The sequence below is a fragment of the Pseudoalteromonas sp. J2K-J979 genome, assembly GCF_058169715.2.
Window position 1 is genome coordinate 2,377,193 of record NZ_CM200281.1, and the last position, 15,786, is coordinate 2,392,978.

Sequence of the window (15,786 nt, forward strand, 5' to 3'; positions counted from 1 at the left end):
TTTATACGTTCCCTTGTGCACTATGGCAAATACCAACGAAGCTGTCTGGTTTTAAGCTTGCGCCGCCAACTAATCCACCGTCAATATCTGGTTGTGCAAACAATAATTCGCTACTAGTCTCATTGACACTTCCACCATAAAGAATGGTAAGTGACTGAGCTACATCTGCATCGAGTGCAGCAATTTTCGTTCTTATGAACTGATGCACTTGTTGTGCTTGTTCTGGCGTCGCAGTTTTACCTGTGCCTATCGCCCAAACGGGTTCGTATGCTATCACAGATTTATCTAAAGACACCACACCTAATTCGTCGATTACAGCATCTATTTGCTTTGCAATCACCGACTCGGTCAAATTTTGTTCTCGCTCTTGCTCTGTTTCACCTACACACAATATAGGAATAAGCTGAGAAGATTGCGCTTTTGCAAATTTTTTCGCAATTAGACTATCAGACTCACCATACAAGTTGCGTCGTTCTGAATGACCTACCAAAGTGTATTTACATCCAAGATTAGACACTAAACGAGCATCAACTTCACCAGTAAACGCGCCGGGCTCTTCATGAGAAACCGTCTGTGAACCGACATTAAGTCCAACTTCAATCGCAAAAGATAACAAAGGAAAAGGTGGGAAAACCACGACATCTATGTCATCTAATTTTGCTGCTTTTACAGCGTTGGCTATTTGGTTAACTAGCTCAACTGAACCATTCATTTTCCAGTTGCCTGCAACCATTTTTTTGCGTAATTTCATTAATTACTCCAACTTGTTAAGCGGGCGAGATACTAGCGCGACTCACCCAAAGATTCAAGAAAATAGTTAAGTTAAACTGACTGTTTGCTCACACTTTCAACAACTTCGGCTATTTTTGTTGCAAAATCGATAACTTGCTTCTCTTGTTCAGCCTCAACCATGACTCGCACAACCGGTTCTGTTCCCGATTTACGTAATAGAACCCGCCCTTTTCCTGCCAGAAGAGCTTCAACTTCTTTTACTGATTCCACAACTCGAACATCGCTGACGGGATCTGTCCCTTGTGGGTAGCGCACATTAATCATTTTCATTGGGTATTTAACGAAGCCTTTACCCAAATCTTCTAAGGTCTTATTTTGCGCAATCATGGCTGCTAATACTTGTAAACTAGAGATGATGCCATCCCCTGTTGATGTCAAATCAAGATTTAAAATATGACCAGAGCTTTCGCCGCCTATTTTCCAACCTTTTTGCTTTAACAACTCCATTACATAGCGATCGCCCACTTTGCTGCGAGCAAACGGGATACCACGCTCAACCAAAGCATTTTCTAACCCCATATTAGACATGACAGTCCCAGCAACGCCTGTTTCTCCGAGACTGCCATCTTGTTGTGCCTGACATGCTAAAATATACACTATGTCGTCACCATCAAATACTCGGCCTTTCCGATCAACCATCATCACACGGTCACCATCACCATCGTAAGCAATCCCTACATCAGCTTTCTCTTCTAGCACTTTACGTACTAACGCATCAACATGCGTTGCTCCACATTCGAGGTTAATATTCAGACCATTGGGCTGGCAGGCAAAACTCACAACGTCAGCGCCAAGTTCTGATAGTACCGCTGGGGCAATGTGATAAGTTGCACCATTTGCGCAGTCAACGACCACTTTTAGGCCCTCTAATGACATCCCAGCCGGAAATTGGCTTTTACAAAACTCGATGTAACGACCATCCGCATTATCAAGACGCCGTGCTTTACCAAGCAGCTCAGATGCTACACAAGTCATTTCTTCATCTAACATGGCCTCGATTTGCATTTCTACATCATCAGGCAGTTTCAAACCTTGACTGGAGAAAAATTTAATCCCGTTATCATGAAAAGGGTTATGGGACGCACTGATCACTATGCCAGCTTCAGCCCGAAATGTTTGGGTGAGATACGCCACCGCAGGCGTCGGCATGGGGCCTAGTAACACAACATTGATTCCAGCCGAAATTAAGCCCGCTTCTAATGAGGTCTCTAATAAATAACCTGAGATACGCGTATCTTTCCCTATAATTACTTTTTTTGTGCCTTTTTGAGATAAAACTTTACCCGCAGCCCAACCTAATTTAAGTGCAAATTCAGGGGTAATAGGATATTGCCCAACTAACCCGCGCACGCCATCCGTGCCAAAATGTTTTTTATTACTCATTTAAATTCCATATTCTGTTGCTTGCCAAACTTTTAATACATCGACGGTTTGCGCTACGTCGTGTACACGAATTATTTTCGCCCCTTTTTGCGCAGCTATCAGCGCGCCGGCGAGAGATCCTGCTAAGCGATGTTCAGTCTCTCGAGACAACAAATTGCCGATCATTGATTTGCGTGATAACCCAGCTAACACTTCACATCCACGTAACTTGAACTGCCCGATCTCTTTTAATAAAAGGTAATTGTGTTCAAGGGTTTTACCAAAACCAAAACCCGGGTCAAGAATGATATTCTCAACAGCAATCCCTTTTTCTAAACACGCATCAATTCGTTGTTCAAAAAAAATTTTAATTTCTGAGATTAAATCGGTGTAAGTTGGATTCGTTTGCATTGTGCGTGGCGCCCCTTGCATGTGCATTAAACATACTGGCACCTGTAATTGAGCCGCAACATCGATAGCTTCAGGCTCTTGCAGTGCTCTTACATCATTAATGATATCGGCACCCGCAGCCACCGCCTGCCGCATTACTTCCGCTTTACTTGTGTCGATAGAAATAATGCAATTAGACTGCATTCTGAGTGCTTTAATGATTGGGATTGTGCGTGCCAATTCCTCTTCCAAAGCCACTTCGGGGGCATTTGGCCGTGTTGATTCGCCTCCAATATCAATTATTGAGGCTCCTTCAGCCAGCATTTGCAAGGCCCTAATGACAGCGCTGTCGAAGGTATTATGGCATCCACCATCTGAAAATGAATCAGGCGTAGTATTTAAGATCCCCATGACATGAGGCGTCTTATTGAGGTCTAACGAGCGACCTTGGCGTAAAGTTAAAATAGACATGCATTACCTATCAATACGAGCGTATTGTTGTGCAACGAAGATTCAAATATTAAAAAACCCCGAAGGTTCGGGGTTTTATGGTTAAGATTTTACCGCTTATTGCTCTTGATCATCAAGCTTTGTTGTCGGTTTTTTCTCTGCCTCAGTAGGCTCTACCGTTTGCTCTTCTACTTTTTCAGCAACAGCTTCTTCTTTGCTTTCTTTGCTTTCTTTGCTTTTAAAGTGGTTATCATGAGCGTCAGACGGTGGACGAACTTCTCTACGTGCCATTAAATCATCAATTTGTTTGGCGTCAATCGTTTCATACTTCATCAATGCATCTTTCATAGTATGAAGAATATCGATGTTGTCTTTGAGTATTTGTTCAGCACGTAAGTAGTTACGATCTGATAATTCACGAACTTCTGCATCAATAATTTTAGCCGTTTCATTCGACATGCTCTTCGCACGTGCTGAACTACGACCCATGAACACCTCACCTTCTTCTTCAGCGTATAGAAGCGGACCTAATTTTTCACTTAAGCCCCATTGAGTCACCATTTTTCGCGAGATTTCAGTTGCACGCTCAATATCGTTACTTGCACCGGTTGTTACTTTTTCAAAGCCATAGATAAGCGCTTCAGCGATTCGCCCACCGTATAAGCTTGAAATCATTGACTCTAAATGTTGTTTAGAGTGGCTAACACGGTCTTGTTCAGGCAAATACATTGTCACACCTAACGCTCTTCCGCGAGGAATGATTGACACTTTATAAACCGGGTCATGCTCTGGAACCATACGACCAACAATTGCGTGACCAGCTTCGTGGTAAGCAGTCATTTCTTTTTCTTGCTCACTCATCACCATAGATTTGCGCTCTGCACCCATCATGATTTTATCTTTCGCAGCATCAAACTCAGCCATGCTCACTACTCGTTTGTTACCACGAGCTGCATATAACGCGGCTTCATTCACTAAATTTGCTAAATCTGCGCCAGAAAAACCAGGGGTACCACGTGCAATGACCGATGCTTTGACATCATCAGCTAATGGGACTTTGCGCATATGTACTTTTAAAATTTGTTCACGACCACGGATATCAGGAAGACCGACGACAACCTGACGGTCAAAACGACCTGGACGAAGTAGCGCAGGATCGAGTACATCTGGACGGTTAGTTGCCGCAATGACGATAATTCCTTCGTTTCCTTCAAAACCATCCATCTCAACGAGCATTTGGTTAAGTGTTTGTTCACGTTCATCATGACCACCACCCATACCTGCGCCACGTTGACGGCCTACAGCATCGATTTCATCGATAAAAATGATACAAGGTGCGGCTTTTTTAGCTTGCTCAAACATATCACGAACACGCGAGGCACCCACACCAACAAACATTTCAACAAAGTCAGAGCCAGATATCGTGAAAAATGGCACTTTCGCTTCTCCGGCCACAGCCTTAGCGAGTAACGTTTTACCAGTACCAGGAGGACCCACCATCAACACCCCTTTCGGAATGCTACCGCCTAACTTTTGGAATTTAGATGGATCGCGTAGAAAGTCCACAAGCTCCGTAACGTCTTCTTTAGCTTCGTCACAGCCAGCTACGTCAGCAAAAGTCGTTTTCACTTGGTCTTCGCTCATTAAACGGGCTTTACTTTTACCAAATGACATGGCTCCTTTACCACCGCCACCTTGCATTTGACGCATGAAAAATATCCATACACCAATAAGCAGTAACATTGGGAACCAAGAAATAAAAATAGTGGCTAAAATTGATTGTTCTTCAGGTGGTTTACCCACCACATTAACACCATTTTTAAGGAGATCATTCATCAAATCGCCATCATACATCGGCATTATAGTAGTAAAACGCTCACCACTGTTTTTAATACCACTGACTTGGCCAGTACCTTGATCCATTCTTACTTCACGGATCGCACCACTACGTACATCATTGATGAATTGCGAATAACTTGTATTCCGGTCGCTTGCATCGCCCGGATTAAAGCTCTGAAAAACCGACATTAAAACGACGGCGATTACTAACCAGAGTATGAGATTTTTAGCCATATCACTCAAGGGGTTAACCTCTTGTTTTCAATTAATTAAAAGTTTCAGGAATTCCTGACCTAATGTACTACAGTTTGTACCCTGTAGCTACTAAATACACTTCTCTTGAACGCGCACGTGAAGAATCTGGTTTGCGTATCTTGACCGTATTGAAACACGATCGCACGTCCTTAACATATTGATCAAACCCTTCTCCTTGGAACACTTTAACTGCAAAACTGCCATTTTTCTTAAGAACCTGATGACACATGTCTAATGCTAATTCAACAAGATACATACTGCCAGCTTGATCTACTGATAAATGCCCACTCATGTTCGGCGCCATATCAGAAAGCACCACATCCACATTTTTACCACCAATACGTTCAAGAAGTGCGTTGAGCACACTTTCTTCACGAAAGTCGCCTTGTAAAAATTCCACACCGGCCAGGGGATCCATTGGCAGAATATCACACGCGATAACTTTACCGTTAAAACCGATCAGTTCAGCAACGTATTGCGACCAACTACCGGGAGCTGCGCCTAAATCAACCACAGTCATACCGTCTTTGATCAATTTATCTTTATTTTGCAACTCTTCTAATTTAAACATTGCGCGTGAGCGTAGCCCTCTCTTTTGGGCTTCTTGTACATAATGATCGTCAAAATGCTCCATCAACCAGCGCTTCGAGCTGGATGTGTGCTTTTTTTTTGTCATGAATTTACACTCAACTAATTAGTATTATTCTCTAGATGGCGTTAGAATACCGATAATTCAAGCTTTATCCAACGAAATTTGTAACAACATGACATTATCAAATAAGCAAAAACAGTTTTTAAAAGGTCTAGCACATAGCCGCAAGCCAGTGGTTTTACTAGGAAATAATGGATTAACAGAAGGTGTAGTGGTCGAAATTTCCAACGCCCTTGATATCCATGAATTAATCAAAGTTAAAGTACCGACGGAAGATCGCGAAACAAAAAATTTAATTTTTGAAGCGATTGTACGTGAAACCGGCGCAATTAAATTGCAAACAATAGGGCACATTATTGTCTTATTCCGCCAGTCAGATGATAAAAAAATCGAGCTGCCACGCAGATAAACATTTGCCGATTTCGAGCGTTTTAAAATATAGAGCCAGCTGATGCTGGCTTTACTTTTTCTGTGTTTGCCCAAACCCCATCTGTTTTTCTGTTGCCTTAAACCCACCCTTAACACTTGCCAACTCAATAAAGGTGTTAAACTCAGTTTCTGGCCAATTTTTTAAGGGGTAATTAGCTAAATGATTAGCTAATTGAGGGGTAGTATTACTGTGCCCTACCACAATAATGTCTCCGTTGAGCGATAATAACTGCTCAGCAAACGCTTCCAGCTCTTTTGGATCATACCTCTGAATAGGCAGCTCTCTAGCCCGAGCGATTGGTGCCGCGGTTTGCTCTGTACGCTGATAGGGTGTAGTAAAAATATGGGTAATCGCTAGTGCTGAAAACTCGTTTACTAAGCTCTGCGCTCTTTGCTGACCAATATCACTTAATGATGGGTCTCTTCCAGCCATTTTTTCACTGTGGCGCAACAACGTGATAGTTTCCGGTTTAGCTAACGCGTTGTGACTGAGAATTGTAACGATAAATAGGCTGATATTAAGCACATTTTTTTTCATGATTACTCCTTCTTACACTTTGCTATCAACCACTCGATTGATGAAATCGGTGGTTAATTCATTGATGACACCAGCCTCAGCATTGATCATCAAACTAAATCCAATTGAACGTTCAGGAAAAATTACTATGTCAGCGCGATATCCTTGTACCCAGCCACTATGGTAGTACAAAGGTTCGCCTTCATAATTATATATCCGCCAACCAAGCCCATAACTTGCTTCTTTGAGCCGCTTACGCCACACACGGCGTTTAAGTTCTTTTTTGGTTTTGGTGTACGGTTTAACTTGTTTACCTAGCGCACTTTCATTGAGTACATCAGGGTACTGCCCAAGTTGAGCTTTTAACCACTGTACCATATCGGAAGCACTGGCATTGATACCAGCAGCTGGGGCTACTTTATAGTAATCTTTTTTCAATTTAGCGGTATACCAACGTTTTCTTGCGCGAACATGGGGCAGCGCATAATCCTCGTCTTTAACCATCTCGTCATAGCCAACACTGGCGCTGTGCATATTAAGAGGTTTAAAAAAGAACTCTCTAAGCCATGTTTCATAACTTAATCCCGTACTTTCCTTTGTAATATCACCTATCAGGCTAAACATGACATTTTGATAGCCATAACACACTCCAGGCGAACACATAGGCTTAACTTCGGCTAATTTTTCAACAATGGTCTCATACTGCATCCGAGATTCAATTAAGTTATCGTATGCATTAGGAACTAAGCCTCCAGAATGACTGAGTAAATGGTACACGCGCAGTTTTTTATCATAACCCTCATAATGAAACTGAGGTAAGTATTTTGCTACAGGATCATTCAGGGCAAAGGCTCCTTCACTGGCCAATTTTGCAGCTAACGAACCTGCAAACGTTTTCGATACCGAGGCTAACCGAAAACGAGTATTCGCCGTGACAACCTGTCCTTTTTTAGCTTTTGTAACGCCAAAGCCCATTGCAACTGAGCTGTGATCGGTTCTTACTATAGATACAGCTGCGCCAGGGATTTTTTTTGATTTTAATTTTACGTCTAACTCTTTTACATAGGAATCAACTAGTTGGTTCCACTCTTGCGGCTTTGCATTGAGATTAAAACTCAGCAATAGCAACACCACACACCCAATATAACGTGGCATTCTCACTCCAAACTTTACGCCACTGAATATCACCGGCAGACACAGTATTTTATCACGAGTTAAGCAAGGCGTTAATCTCTTGTAACGGATTAAAGCGCGACAATTTTATGGTTTTAGATCTATTTATGGTAGGATTCGCGCAAAATTTTGCTGATTACGATTTGGGTTCACTGTATGCAACATGGCTATAAATTCATAACTTTCTCACTTCTAATTGCATTGCAAGGATGCCAATTATTAACAGAACCAGCGCCTTTATTGGCGCTACCTAAAAAGCCATTACTAAAAACTCATACAAGCATACTGCACTATGAAGCGCCTATGGCCCCACTGCAAATTAAATCAGTGCAACTCCCTGCCCACCCACTTAGACATGGGCAAACGGTTATCCTCGCTGATAAAAATGTGCAATCAGACAGTGATCTTACCCAATTACTGGCAAGAAAGTTAAATGAAATCGGTTTAAGTCTGATCAACACTGGCCAAGCTGATTACAAGCTAACTCTGACTAAAGTTGAACTGTTACCAGGTAACACAACCGACTTTAAACTTAAAGTTCAACGTACTAAGCAAGCCTTAATCCAGCAAGAAATGGATAATAACCCAATCAAACACTGTGCGACGCTCAAAGGGAATATTGGCTTGCGCCTCACTCATTTAGAAAGTGGGGATATTGTATGGTTCGCTAAAGCCCGTGCAGACACAACGACGTTGGGTGAGCACCAACTAACCCAAAAGATCACCCTAAAAGATACCATCACCAATCAACAAAGCATTCAGACATTTATTCAAGAACAAAATACCGATGAAGCACGACTGAAACGAGCAAACCAGCCTATCGCTATTCCCAGCTATCAGGTGGAGAAAAAAACCATCTTAAATAGTAAAGTCTCAGGACATTGCTCAGAAGAAGAAGTACAGTCACTCAATATTCCATTACAACATTTTTTAATCAGTGAGTTAATTGACAAATTGAATGTGATTTAAGCTTTGTACACTTTTTTACAGCTTTGGTACATCTAATGACAATATACTAACACTTTCACCAAACATCGAGCTAAGCAATAAGGATCTCAATGCTAACTAAAAACCTGTTGAAAATTCTGCTTTTTTTGAGTCTTGTGTACTTACCAGCAGCGGATGCAAGTAACCGTTATTATGCAGATAACGCACTTGAACCTACAGAAGGGTTTGCTTGGGATTGGAGTCTGGGCTTGGGGTATTATGTTGCTGATACTTATCTGGCAGGCGTCGATCCATACAATGATGGAATTGAGTTTAATGTGAACCTCGCTATGTCGTACGATAAATTTTATTTTGATGCCGATAACAGCCAGCTAAGTGGCAATTTCACCATAGGCTATAGCGTAATAAATAAATACGAGTGGGATCTCGATATTATTGGTACGAATGTCCAAGATGGTTTCGATCAATATGGCACCTACTACAACGAAGACAGTATCGTAGAAGAGTTAGCCGGAATTAAATCTCGCGAATATGATTTTGATGTCGGGCTTCGACTCACTCGTCGTTTAAACGATTCACAACTCTCATTTGAAATCCTAAAAGATATATCAGGCAGCCATAGCGGTATTATTGTGAATAGCTTTGTCAGCCATATTCAAACCTACCGCAACTGGGAGTTTCGAGCAGGTGTGGGATTTAACTATTACTCATCTGATTTTATTGATTATTATTTTGGAATTTCTGAAGGTGAAGCCATTAATGGCCGACCAATCTATGTTGGTAATGCAGGTGTAAATATTCTGACTGAACTACATGCAGAATACCCTATCAACGAAAATTGGGTCTTTTTAGCAGGTTGGTTATCAACTTGGTTTTCAAAATCAATCAGCGATAGCCCAATCGTTTCACAGGATTATCAGCATAAAGCCAAGGTAGGCGTGCGCTATGTATTTTAAATTACTTCTGGTCATACTTGTGCTTGGAGGCGCTCCCATTGTGCAAGCAAAAGAAAAGCGCCTAGCCAAACCCGCAGATTTAACGCTGCAAGCCTCGCCAAATAAATGTGTCGCCTTACGTGAAGGCAGTGCTTGCTACGCTGTGGTTACTTTAGATTGGGCCCAAAACCAGGTTGGTGATTATTGTTTGCGCAACCACGCGACAAAAAAAATAATCCAATGTTGGCTAGCAACACAAACTGGTAAATATACCTATGAGTTCAACTCTGATCAAACCTTGCAGTTTGAACTCATCAACACACATACAGGGCAAGTACTTGGTCAAACACAAGTGTTAGTCAATTGGGTTTATACCAATAAACAAAAAAAGAGACGTTGGAGGCTTTTTTAATGGAAAATTACGGTAAGATTTTACTCGTTGAAGACGACCTTTCTTTAGCTCAATGGGTCAGTGAATATTTAACAGAACAGGGCTTTCACGTCATTCTTTGCCACCGCGGTGACTATGTGCAAAGACTTGTTAAACAACATGATCCTGCCTTAATTTTACTTGACATTATGCTACCTGGAATGGACGGGATCAGTGTTTGTCGTGAGCTGCGTAGTTTCTATCAACAACCAATTATTTTACTAACCGCCAAAGGTGAGGAAGTCGATGAAGTCATCGGCCTTGAAGTCGGCGCGACCGATTACATCATCAAACCGGTGCGCCCTCGCGCCTTACTCGCCAGAATTAAATCAGCACTTCGTGCTGCTCAGCCAAGCTCTGACGCTACCCCAGAACCAGTTAGTGAGTTAAATGTTGGTCAGTTAACGATTGATGCCCGCTCAAGAAACGTCCGCTTAGGGTCTGATAACATTACGTTATCAAATGCAGAATATTCATTACTGCATTTTTTAGCCAAAAATGCAGATAAAATAGTCGACCGCGATGCTGTATTTATGGCGACTAAGGGCCGTGAGTACGATGGGCTAGATCGCAGTGTCGATGTCTTAATCTCAGCTTTACGAAAAAAATTCGCGGACGATCCGCAAAACCCACAAAAAATCAAAACGATTTGGGGCCAAGGTTATTTACTTGTATCAGCGGCCTGGTAAACCATGAAAAAGCTGTATATTTCGCTGTTATTAAGTGCGCTGATTTCATTATTCGCGCTTGGTTGGTTAATTGATACGTTCAGCCAGATCGAAGTCAACCAAATCGATGAATTTATTGCTGAAAAGCAACTAATTGATGGCTTTGCAGAGCAAGTTGCCCTTAGTCACGATAAACCTGCTGCAACAGTCTTACTTGCACAACATTTTAGCCAAAACCTAATTTATAACCAAAACAGCGATTTAGCTTTGCATCAAAGTTTACTTAACGAGTTAACCACCCCTGGGGGCTTAATGCTCGAGGATGAAATAGGTTTTTACTTATTAAAATCTCACCCTACATTCGCAGATGCCCATTTAGAACTGCGTTTAACTAAACCTGATGCAAAAACCCGCCGTCTTGATTTACTGCTCACTCTATCTTTTTATTTTGGTGTGTGTGTACTGATGTGGCTCTGGCTATCACCGTTGACTAAACGTTTGAGCCTGCTCTATAAAACTTCCCAACAGTTTGCCAGCGGCGATTTATCCGCACGCATTAAATTGAGTAAATTTACTTATATCACAGATGTAGAAGTTGCATTTAACCGAATGGCGGCGCAAATACAAAAACTAATGGAAGAAAACAAGCTACTCGCATCAAGCCTGTCACACGATATTAGAACCCCAGTAGCTTGCCTACGTTTTGGACTTGATGCCGCAATAGATTGCTCTGATATCACTAAAAAGAATGAATACCTCCTTCGTATGGAAACCGATTTAGATCATATGGAATGTATGCTAAAAACCTACCTTGAGTTTGCAAGCTTAGAAAAAAATTCTTATCAAATTAACTTTCACGACATTGAGTTAAGTAAATATTTTGTCACGTTGAAACAACAAATCACCCCGCAACTACAACATAAAAATATTCAACTAACGATTGATTGCGATGCCATCACTATTCAAGCTGATCTCCATTGGCTCGGTCGTGCTATTGTTAACTTACTTTCAAATGGTTGCGACTTTGCTCACAGTCAACTCAGGTTAACAGCTAAACAAACGGAACGTTTTACCTATATTTATATTGAAGATGATGGCCCAGGAATCGCTAAAAATAACTGGCAACATGTCTTCGAGCCATTTTTTAAAGAACAAAACCATCGAAATAGAAGCGATAAGAGCTATGGTTTAGGCTTGGCCATCGCCGCTAAAGTCATCGACTGGCATTTTGGCTCTATCAGTGTGGATCAATCCAATTTGTTATCCGGCGCCCGCTTTACCATCACTTTACCATTAAAAAGCCCACGTACACCTGTATGAAAATACTTACAGATGAATTGATGAAAAGGCAACAAAGCCGCCTTGTTATCAATATGTTAGACAAGTGTGTGTATTTGCTTACATGGTGTATGCGACCTACCCTAATTTCTTACAGATATAATTGAGCTGAATCAAACAAATAGCCCTTTTTATTTAAAGTTAATTCAAGTAGATTGTGACCGCCGTTATAAAAATGAGAATGTAAAAATTATGAGCGCGATCCGAGGGGAATTCAGTTCCCGATTTGGTTTTATTATGGCCGCAGCAGGCTCTGCTGTGGGCCTTGGAAATATTTGGGGTTTTCCCACACAAACAGCCTCAAATGGGGGAGCTGCATTTGTTCTAGCTTATTTAGTGTTAGCTTTTTGTCTTGCTTACCCTGCTCTGATGGCTGAGCTTGTTGTTGGTCGACACGGACAAGCCAATGCCGTCAGCGCGCTACGAAAAATATCTAAACCAGGCTTTGGCCATAAAGCAGCCTTTACAGTTGGCTTTGGCGGCATCGTGTGTGCAGCGTTGATTTTAAGTTTTTATGCCATAGTCGCGGGTTGGATGATGAGTGCCACAATTGAACCGCTTGCTACATTTGCAGGACAGACTGAAACTGCCAGTTGGCTGACCAACCAATCTTTAAGCCGTGATTTACTCTTTACTGCTGGGTTTATTATTCTAACAGTGGCAATTATCAGCCGCGGCGTAGAAAATGGGATCGAAAAATGGTCAAAGCGCTTAATGCCTGCTTTATTAATTATTTTATTCTCATTAATTGCCTATGTACTAACGCAAGATGGCGCAATGACAGGCCTACAAGCCTACTTAGTTCCTGATTTCTCACGTATTTTTGAAGCTGAACTACTGGTTAGTGCACTCGGGCAAGCGTTTTTTTCGTTATCTCTGGGCACCAGTGTCATGATTATTTACGGCTCATACATCAGTAAAAAAGAAAACTTAGTTTCACTGGGTGCGTATGTGACATTGATTGATGTGTTTATCGCTTTTGTCGCAGGATTATTAATTATTCCTGCGATGTATGTTGCACAAGCTCAAGGTGTGCAAATATTCTCTGACAGCGGGGCACTATTGTCTGAAGACACTCTGGTATTCCAAGTTCTCCCAGCTCTTTTTGACAGTATGGGAAGTATTGGATTGTTAATTAGTTTTGCGTTTTTTGCTTTAATGAGTATCGCTGCGTTGACTTCTTCCATTTCAATGCTCGAAGCGCCAGTCTCATATACAGTTGAAAAATTTGGCATGAACCGATTACAAGCGACGTGGACAATAGGCGGCATCATCGCACTTATCAGTTTTACGATTGTCTTTAATTTTGCTGCATTATTTGGTTTCGTGATCACCTTAACCACGCAATACGGACAACCTTTGCTTGGCTTAATGTGCTGTATCTTTGCTGGTTGGTTTTGGAACCGCGGTGGCCTATTAAATGAAATCAAACAAGGTAATGAAAATACAGAGAGCACCTTGTTTTGGAAAATTTGGCCTTGGTATATTCGCTATGTCTGCCCGTTATGCATTGGATTAGTGTTTATCAATTCTATCATCTAATCGACCTAAAATTAGAGCAATGAAAAAGGTACATTTTTCATTGCTTTATCAACGCGCTTTACTTTATTAATTTCATGTCTTGGTGAGGCAAGCCATCTTCTAAATAAGGCACCGAGCACACCTCAAAACCCAATCGACCGTAAAATCCCAGCAAATATGTTTGCGCCGAAATTTTTAAAACATTCATGGGCCAATTACCGCGACAACACTCAATTGCGTGTGTCATTAAAACTTCTGCGAGACCTTTACCTCTTGCTTGCTCTGAAACAACAACTCTTCCTATTGAACTCGCATCGGTAAAACTGGCGTCTGGCGCTAAGCAGCGCGCATAAGCCACGAGCTGATCTTGCTCATAGATCAAAATATGCAGGGTTTCAGTTGTCGTGTCTTTGTCATCGAGCTCAGGGTAGGCACATGCTTGTTCTACAACAAACACATCAACGCGCAGTTTAAGTAACTGATAGAGCTCTGTTGTCGTTAATTCTTGAAACGCTTTTGTTTGTATTTCATACATTAAGATTTGCCTTTTAATGCTTGCTCTGCCTGGTAGCGTAAATCATTCTTCAATAACGCTTGTTTATCTTTTTTTGCAAAGTAGCGGGCAAGGCCGCCTCCCATCAATGCACCAAAAAGATGTGTTTCAAAACTCATTCCAGGGATCATCGGTAACAGTCCCCAGATAAACGAGGCATACAAAAACATCACAACGATAGCTATTAGCAGGGCTTTAAAGCTGCGCAATGAGACAGCAAAGATCAGAATATAAGCCCATAAGCCATAGACGACACCGCTCAAACCAATATGAAATGACTCTCTTGCAAACAGCCACACCAATACACCTTCACCTAACGTCGTTAACACTATCACCCACGGGATCCGAGAAGATTTCAAAGGCCAAGCTAGGCCGACCAAAATACTAAACGAGATGAGGTTTTGTATTAAATGTTGCCAGTTTGCGTGCAAGAAGGGGTGAGCAATGATACCCACAAGCCCATCAATATGACGAGGTAAGATACCAAATTGATTCAACTGCATGCCAAATAAAATATTCGTGATGTGAATACTAATCAGGCTAACGCAGACAAAAGCGATAAAAGGAATAAATGTAAATTGCGGTTTTTTCATAAAAACCTTACCAAAACAGGGTGCCAAAGCACCCTATTTTATTTAAGTAAACGTTCGAGCTGATCACATAACTTGGATAAATTGACTTGATCATGTTCAATTGTAAGGTCAACATACCCATCACTTCTAAAGGCTCTATCTAGCTCTATCAAGACATGTGTTTTGTGCATTTCTGGAACAAATGACAATTCAACTTCACGGATACCAAACACGCTCATACCCGTTGGGCGATACTCGATTTCTTGATAACAGCCTGATGTAGAGTGAAAGCTCGGTGCAGTTAAGAATCCTTTTTCAACATCCGATTTAACTAAATTAAAACCTAAACGCTCCATAGCTTGCATAAAAGTGCGTACAGCTTCATTTGGGTAGACATAAATTGGGTCTTTATCAGTCGGATCAAGCGCCATATCAATATTTAAGCCCGTCGCTAGCCAAACTTGGCATTGATTCAAACCCGAATTAATTTCTGTTATCGGTGTCTCTGAGTGTAAACGAGCTTCAAAAGGAATACGCTTTTCTTCTCCTGGTGCCACCGTGCATCTATCCACAATTTTCCACTTGTCAATCACATGATTTGCAAAGTAATCTCCTTCCTCACTTTCGACTTTCACTTTAGTCATTAAAGAGAGTTCTAAGCCTGTAATTTCTTGCTCTACATCACCACCAAAGATAATGATTTCTGCACTAAATTTTTGCCCTGGATGTAAATGTTCGGTTTGTAATACGGTATCAACTTTGGCAGCACCTACCCCTATAGATGCGAGGATCTTTTTAAACATAGTGTACTCCTGTTATGTCATCCTTTGATTTGCATAATAACCATATTTTTTCCAGCTTGTCAGTGAAAATTATGTAAATTAAGGTTTATTTTCAGTCAATAGGCGACTAAATAAGCGAATGGAAGCTATTTTAAAGAGGCTTACAGGAACCCCCCTCTA

17 protein-coding genes are annotated in these 15,786 nt (G+C 41.5%); 7 read left to right on the forward strand and 10 right to left on the reverse strand.

Translation table 11 applies throughout. The annotated features are described in order from the left end of the window. Position 1 precedes the first annotated feature (1 nt). From tpiA to rlmE, 5 genes are all read right to left on the reverse strand, one after another. Positions 2-751 carry a triose-phosphate isomerase gene (gene tpiA / locus AC3KVK_RS10995; protein ID WP_490312799.1) on the reverse strand — a complete coding sequence of 250 codons (750 nt, stop codon included), beginning with the start codon at positions 749-751 and terminating at the stop codon, positions 2-4. A 71-nt stretch (positions 752-822) separates the two neighbouring features. Then, positions 823-2,175: a phosphoglucosamine mutase gene (gene glmM, locus AC3KVK_RS11000; protein WP_490312800.1), complete on the reverse strand. Its 1,353-nt coding sequence runs from the start codon at positions 2,173-2,175 to the stop codon at positions 823-825. Next, positions 2,176-3,015, reverse strand: coding sequence for a dihydropteroate synthase (gene folP, locus AC3KVK_RS11005; RefSeq protein WP_490312801.1), 840 nt, complete (start codon positions 3,013-3,015; stop codon positions 2,176-2,178). It lies immediately after the preceding gene. A gap of 96 nt (positions 3,016-3,111) precedes the next feature. Continuing rightward, the gene (gene ftsH / locus AC3KVK_RS11010) at positions 3,112-5,067 is read right to left on the reverse strand and encodes an ATP-dependent zinc metalloprotease FtsH (protein ID WP_490312802.1); all 1,956 of its coding nucleotides are present in this window, start codon (positions 5,065-5,067) and stop codon (positions 3,112-3,114) included. Between the two features lie 67 nt (positions 5,068-5,134). Beyond that, entirely contained in the window at positions 5,135-5,764 is a 630-nt protein-coding gene (rlmE, locus tag AC3KVK_RS11015; RefSeq protein ID WP_490312803.1) for a 23S rRNA (uridine(2552)-2'-O)-methyltransferase RlmE, read from the reverse strand. Positions 5,765-5,852: 88 nt separating this feature from the next. Here rlmE and yhbY point away from each other — a divergent pair, with 88 nt between their 5' ends. Then, entirely contained in the window at positions 5,853-6,149 is a 297-nt protein-coding gene (yhbY, locus tag AC3KVK_RS11020) for a ribosome assembly RNA-binding protein YhbY (RefSeq protein WP_490312804.1), read from the forward strand. A gap of 51 nt (positions 6,150-6,200) precedes the next feature. On the opposite strand, the gene AC3KVK_RS11025 is transcribed toward yhbY, so the two are convergent. Next, entirely contained in the window at positions 6,201-6,707 is a 507-nt protein-coding gene (locus AC3KVK_RS11025; RefSeq protein ID WP_490312805.1) for a phosphoglycerate mutase family protein, read from the reverse strand. 12 nt (positions 6,708-6,719) lie between these two features. After that, on the reverse strand, positions 6,720-7,841 hold the full coding sequence (locus AC3KVK_RS11030; RefSeq protein WP_490312806.1) for a serine hydrolase domain-containing protein: 1,122 nt from the start codon (positions 7,839-7,841) through the stop codon (positions 6,720-6,722). A gap of 174 nt (positions 7,842-8,015) precedes the next feature. On the opposite strand from AC3KVK_RS11030, the gene AC3KVK_RS11035 reads away from it, so the two are divergent. The 6 genes from AC3KVK_RS11035 to AC3KVK_RS11060 all read left to right on the forward strand — a co-directional run bounded on the left by AC3KVK_RS11035 (position 8,016) and on the right by AC3KVK_RS11060 (position 13,720). Further along, positions 8,016-8,828, forward strand: a complete 813-nt coding sequence (locus AC3KVK_RS11035) for a hypothetical protein (protein ID WP_490312807.1) — start codon at positions 8,016-8,018, stop codon at positions 8,826-8,828. Between the two features lie 89 nt (positions 8,829-8,917). Beyond that, positions 8,918-9,763 carry a MipA/OmpV family protein gene (locus AC3KVK_RS11040; protein WP_490312808.1) on the forward strand — a complete coding sequence of 282 codons (846 nt, stop codon included), beginning with the start codon at positions 8,918-8,920 and terminating at the stop codon, positions 9,761-9,763. After that, the gene (locus AC3KVK_RS11045; RefSeq protein WP_490312809.1) at positions 9,753-10,154 is read left to right on the forward strand and encodes a DUF3019 domain-containing protein; all 402 of its coding nucleotides are present in this window, start codon (positions 9,753-9,755) and stop codon (positions 10,152-10,154) included. Before AC3KVK_RS11040 ends, AC3KVK_RS11045 begins: the two co-directional genes overlap by 11 nt. Continuing rightward, a complete protein-coding gene (locus tag AC3KVK_RS11050) occupies positions 10,154-10,861 on the forward strand; it encodes a response regulator (protein WP_490312810.1) in 708 nt (235 codons plus the stop codon). Before AC3KVK_RS11045 ends, AC3KVK_RS11050 begins: the two co-directional genes overlap by 1 nt. 3 nt (positions 10,862-10,864) lie before the next feature. Next, positions 10,865-12,160: a HAMP domain-containing sensor histidine kinase gene (locus AC3KVK_RS11055; RefSeq protein ID WP_490312811.1), complete on the forward strand. Its 1,296-nt coding sequence runs from the start codon at positions 10,865-10,867 to the stop codon at positions 12,158-12,160. A gap of 210 nt (positions 12,161-12,370) precedes the next feature. Further along, positions 12,371-13,720 (forward strand): sodium-dependent transporter, encoded by a 1,350-nt coding sequence (locus AC3KVK_RS11060; protein ID WP_490312812.1) that lies wholly within the window; start codon positions 12,371-12,373, stop codon positions 13,718-13,720. 58 nt (positions 13,721-13,778) lie between these two features. On the opposite strand, the gene AC3KVK_RS11065 is transcribed toward AC3KVK_RS11060, so the two are convergent. The 3 genes from AC3KVK_RS11065 to AC3KVK_RS11075 are packed head-to-tail and all read right to left on the reverse strand — an operon-like array spanning position 13,779 to position 15,627. Next, complete coding sequence (locus AC3KVK_RS11065; protein WP_490312813.1) at positions 13,779-14,234, reverse strand: GNAT family N-acetyltransferase; 456 nt, start codon at positions 14,232-14,234, stop codon at positions 13,779-13,781. Next, complete coding sequence (locus AC3KVK_RS11070; RefSeq protein WP_490312814.1) at positions 14,234-14,845, reverse strand: rhomboid family intramembrane serine protease; 612 nt, start codon at positions 14,843-14,845, stop codon at positions 14,234-14,236. The genes AC3KVK_RS11065 and AC3KVK_RS11070 overlap by 1 nt, the downstream gene beginning before the upstream one ends. Positions 14,846-14,883: 38 nt before the next feature. Further along, on the reverse strand, positions 14,884-15,627 hold the full coding sequence (locus tag AC3KVK_RS11075; protein WP_490312815.1) for a sporulation protein: 744 nt from the start codon (positions 15,625-15,627) through the stop codon (positions 14,884-14,886). Between the last annotated feature and the right edge of the window lie 159 nt (positions 15,628-15,786).

Excerpts from the sequence above, each read along its gene's own strand:
- tpiA (WP_490312799.1), bottom strand. The coding sequence starts at position 751 with ATGAAATTACGCAAAAAAATGGTTGCAGGCAACTGGAAAATGAATGGT.
- glmM (WP_490312800.1), bottom strand. The coding sequence starts at position 2,175 with ATGAGTAATAAAAAACATTTTGGCACGGATGGCGTGCGCGGGTTAGTT.
- folP (WP_490312801.1), bottom strand. The coding sequence starts at position 3,015 with ATGTCTATTTTAACTTTACGCCAAGGTCGCTCGTTAGACCTCAATAAG.
- ftsH (WP_490312802.1), bottom strand. The coding sequence starts at position 5,067 with ATGGCTAAAAATCTCATACTCTGGTTAGTAATCGCCGTCGTTTTAATG.
- rlmE (WP_490312803.1), bottom strand. The coding sequence starts at position 5,764 with ATGACAAAAAAAAAGCACACATCCAGCTCGAAGCGCTGGTTGATGGAG.
- yhbY (WP_490312804.1), top strand. The coding sequence starts at position 5,853 with ATGACATTATCAAATAAGCAAAAACAGTTTTTAAAAGGTCTAGCACAT.
- AC3KVK_RS11025 (WP_490312805.1), bottom strand. The coding sequence starts at position 6,707 with ATGAAAAAAAATGTGCTTAATATCAGCCTATTTATCGTTACAATTCTC.
- AC3KVK_RS11030 (WP_490312806.1), bottom strand. The coding sequence starts at position 7,841 with ATGCCACGTTATATTGGGTGTGTGGTGTTGCTATTGCTGAGTTTTAAT.
- AC3KVK_RS11035 (WP_490312807.1), top strand. The coding sequence starts at position 8,016 with ATGCAACATGGCTATAAATTCATAACTTTCTCACTTCTAATTGCATTG.
- AC3KVK_RS11040 (WP_490312808.1), top strand. The coding sequence starts at position 8,918 with ATGCTAACTAAAAACCTGTTGAAAATTCTGCTTTTTTTGAGTCTTGTG.
- AC3KVK_RS11045 (WP_490312809.1), top strand. The coding sequence starts at position 9,753 with ATGTATTTTAAATTACTTCTGGTCATACTTGTGCTTGGAGGCGCTCCC.
- AC3KVK_RS11050 (WP_490312810.1), top strand. The coding sequence starts at position 10,154 with ATGGAAAATTACGGTAAGATTTTACTCGTTGAAGACGACCTTTCTTTA.
- AC3KVK_RS11055 (WP_490312811.1), top strand. The coding sequence starts at position 10,865 with ATGAAAAAGCTGTATATTTCGCTGTTATTAAGTGCGCTGATTTCATTA.
- AC3KVK_RS11060 (WP_490312812.1), top strand. The coding sequence starts at position 12,371 with ATGAGCGCGATCCGAGGGGAATTCAGTTCCCGATTTGGTTTTATTATG.
- AC3KVK_RS11065 (WP_490312813.1), bottom strand. The coding sequence starts at position 14,234 with ATGTATGAAATACAAACAAAAGCGTTTCAAGAATTAACGACAACAGAG.
- AC3KVK_RS11070 (WP_490312814.1), bottom strand. The coding sequence starts at position 14,845 with ATGAAAAAACCGCAATTTACATTTATTCCTTTTATCGCTTTTGTCTGC.
- AC3KVK_RS11075 (WP_490312815.1), bottom strand. The coding sequence starts at position 15,627 with ATGTTTAAAAAGATCCTCGCATCTATAGGGGTAGGTGCTGCCAAAGTT.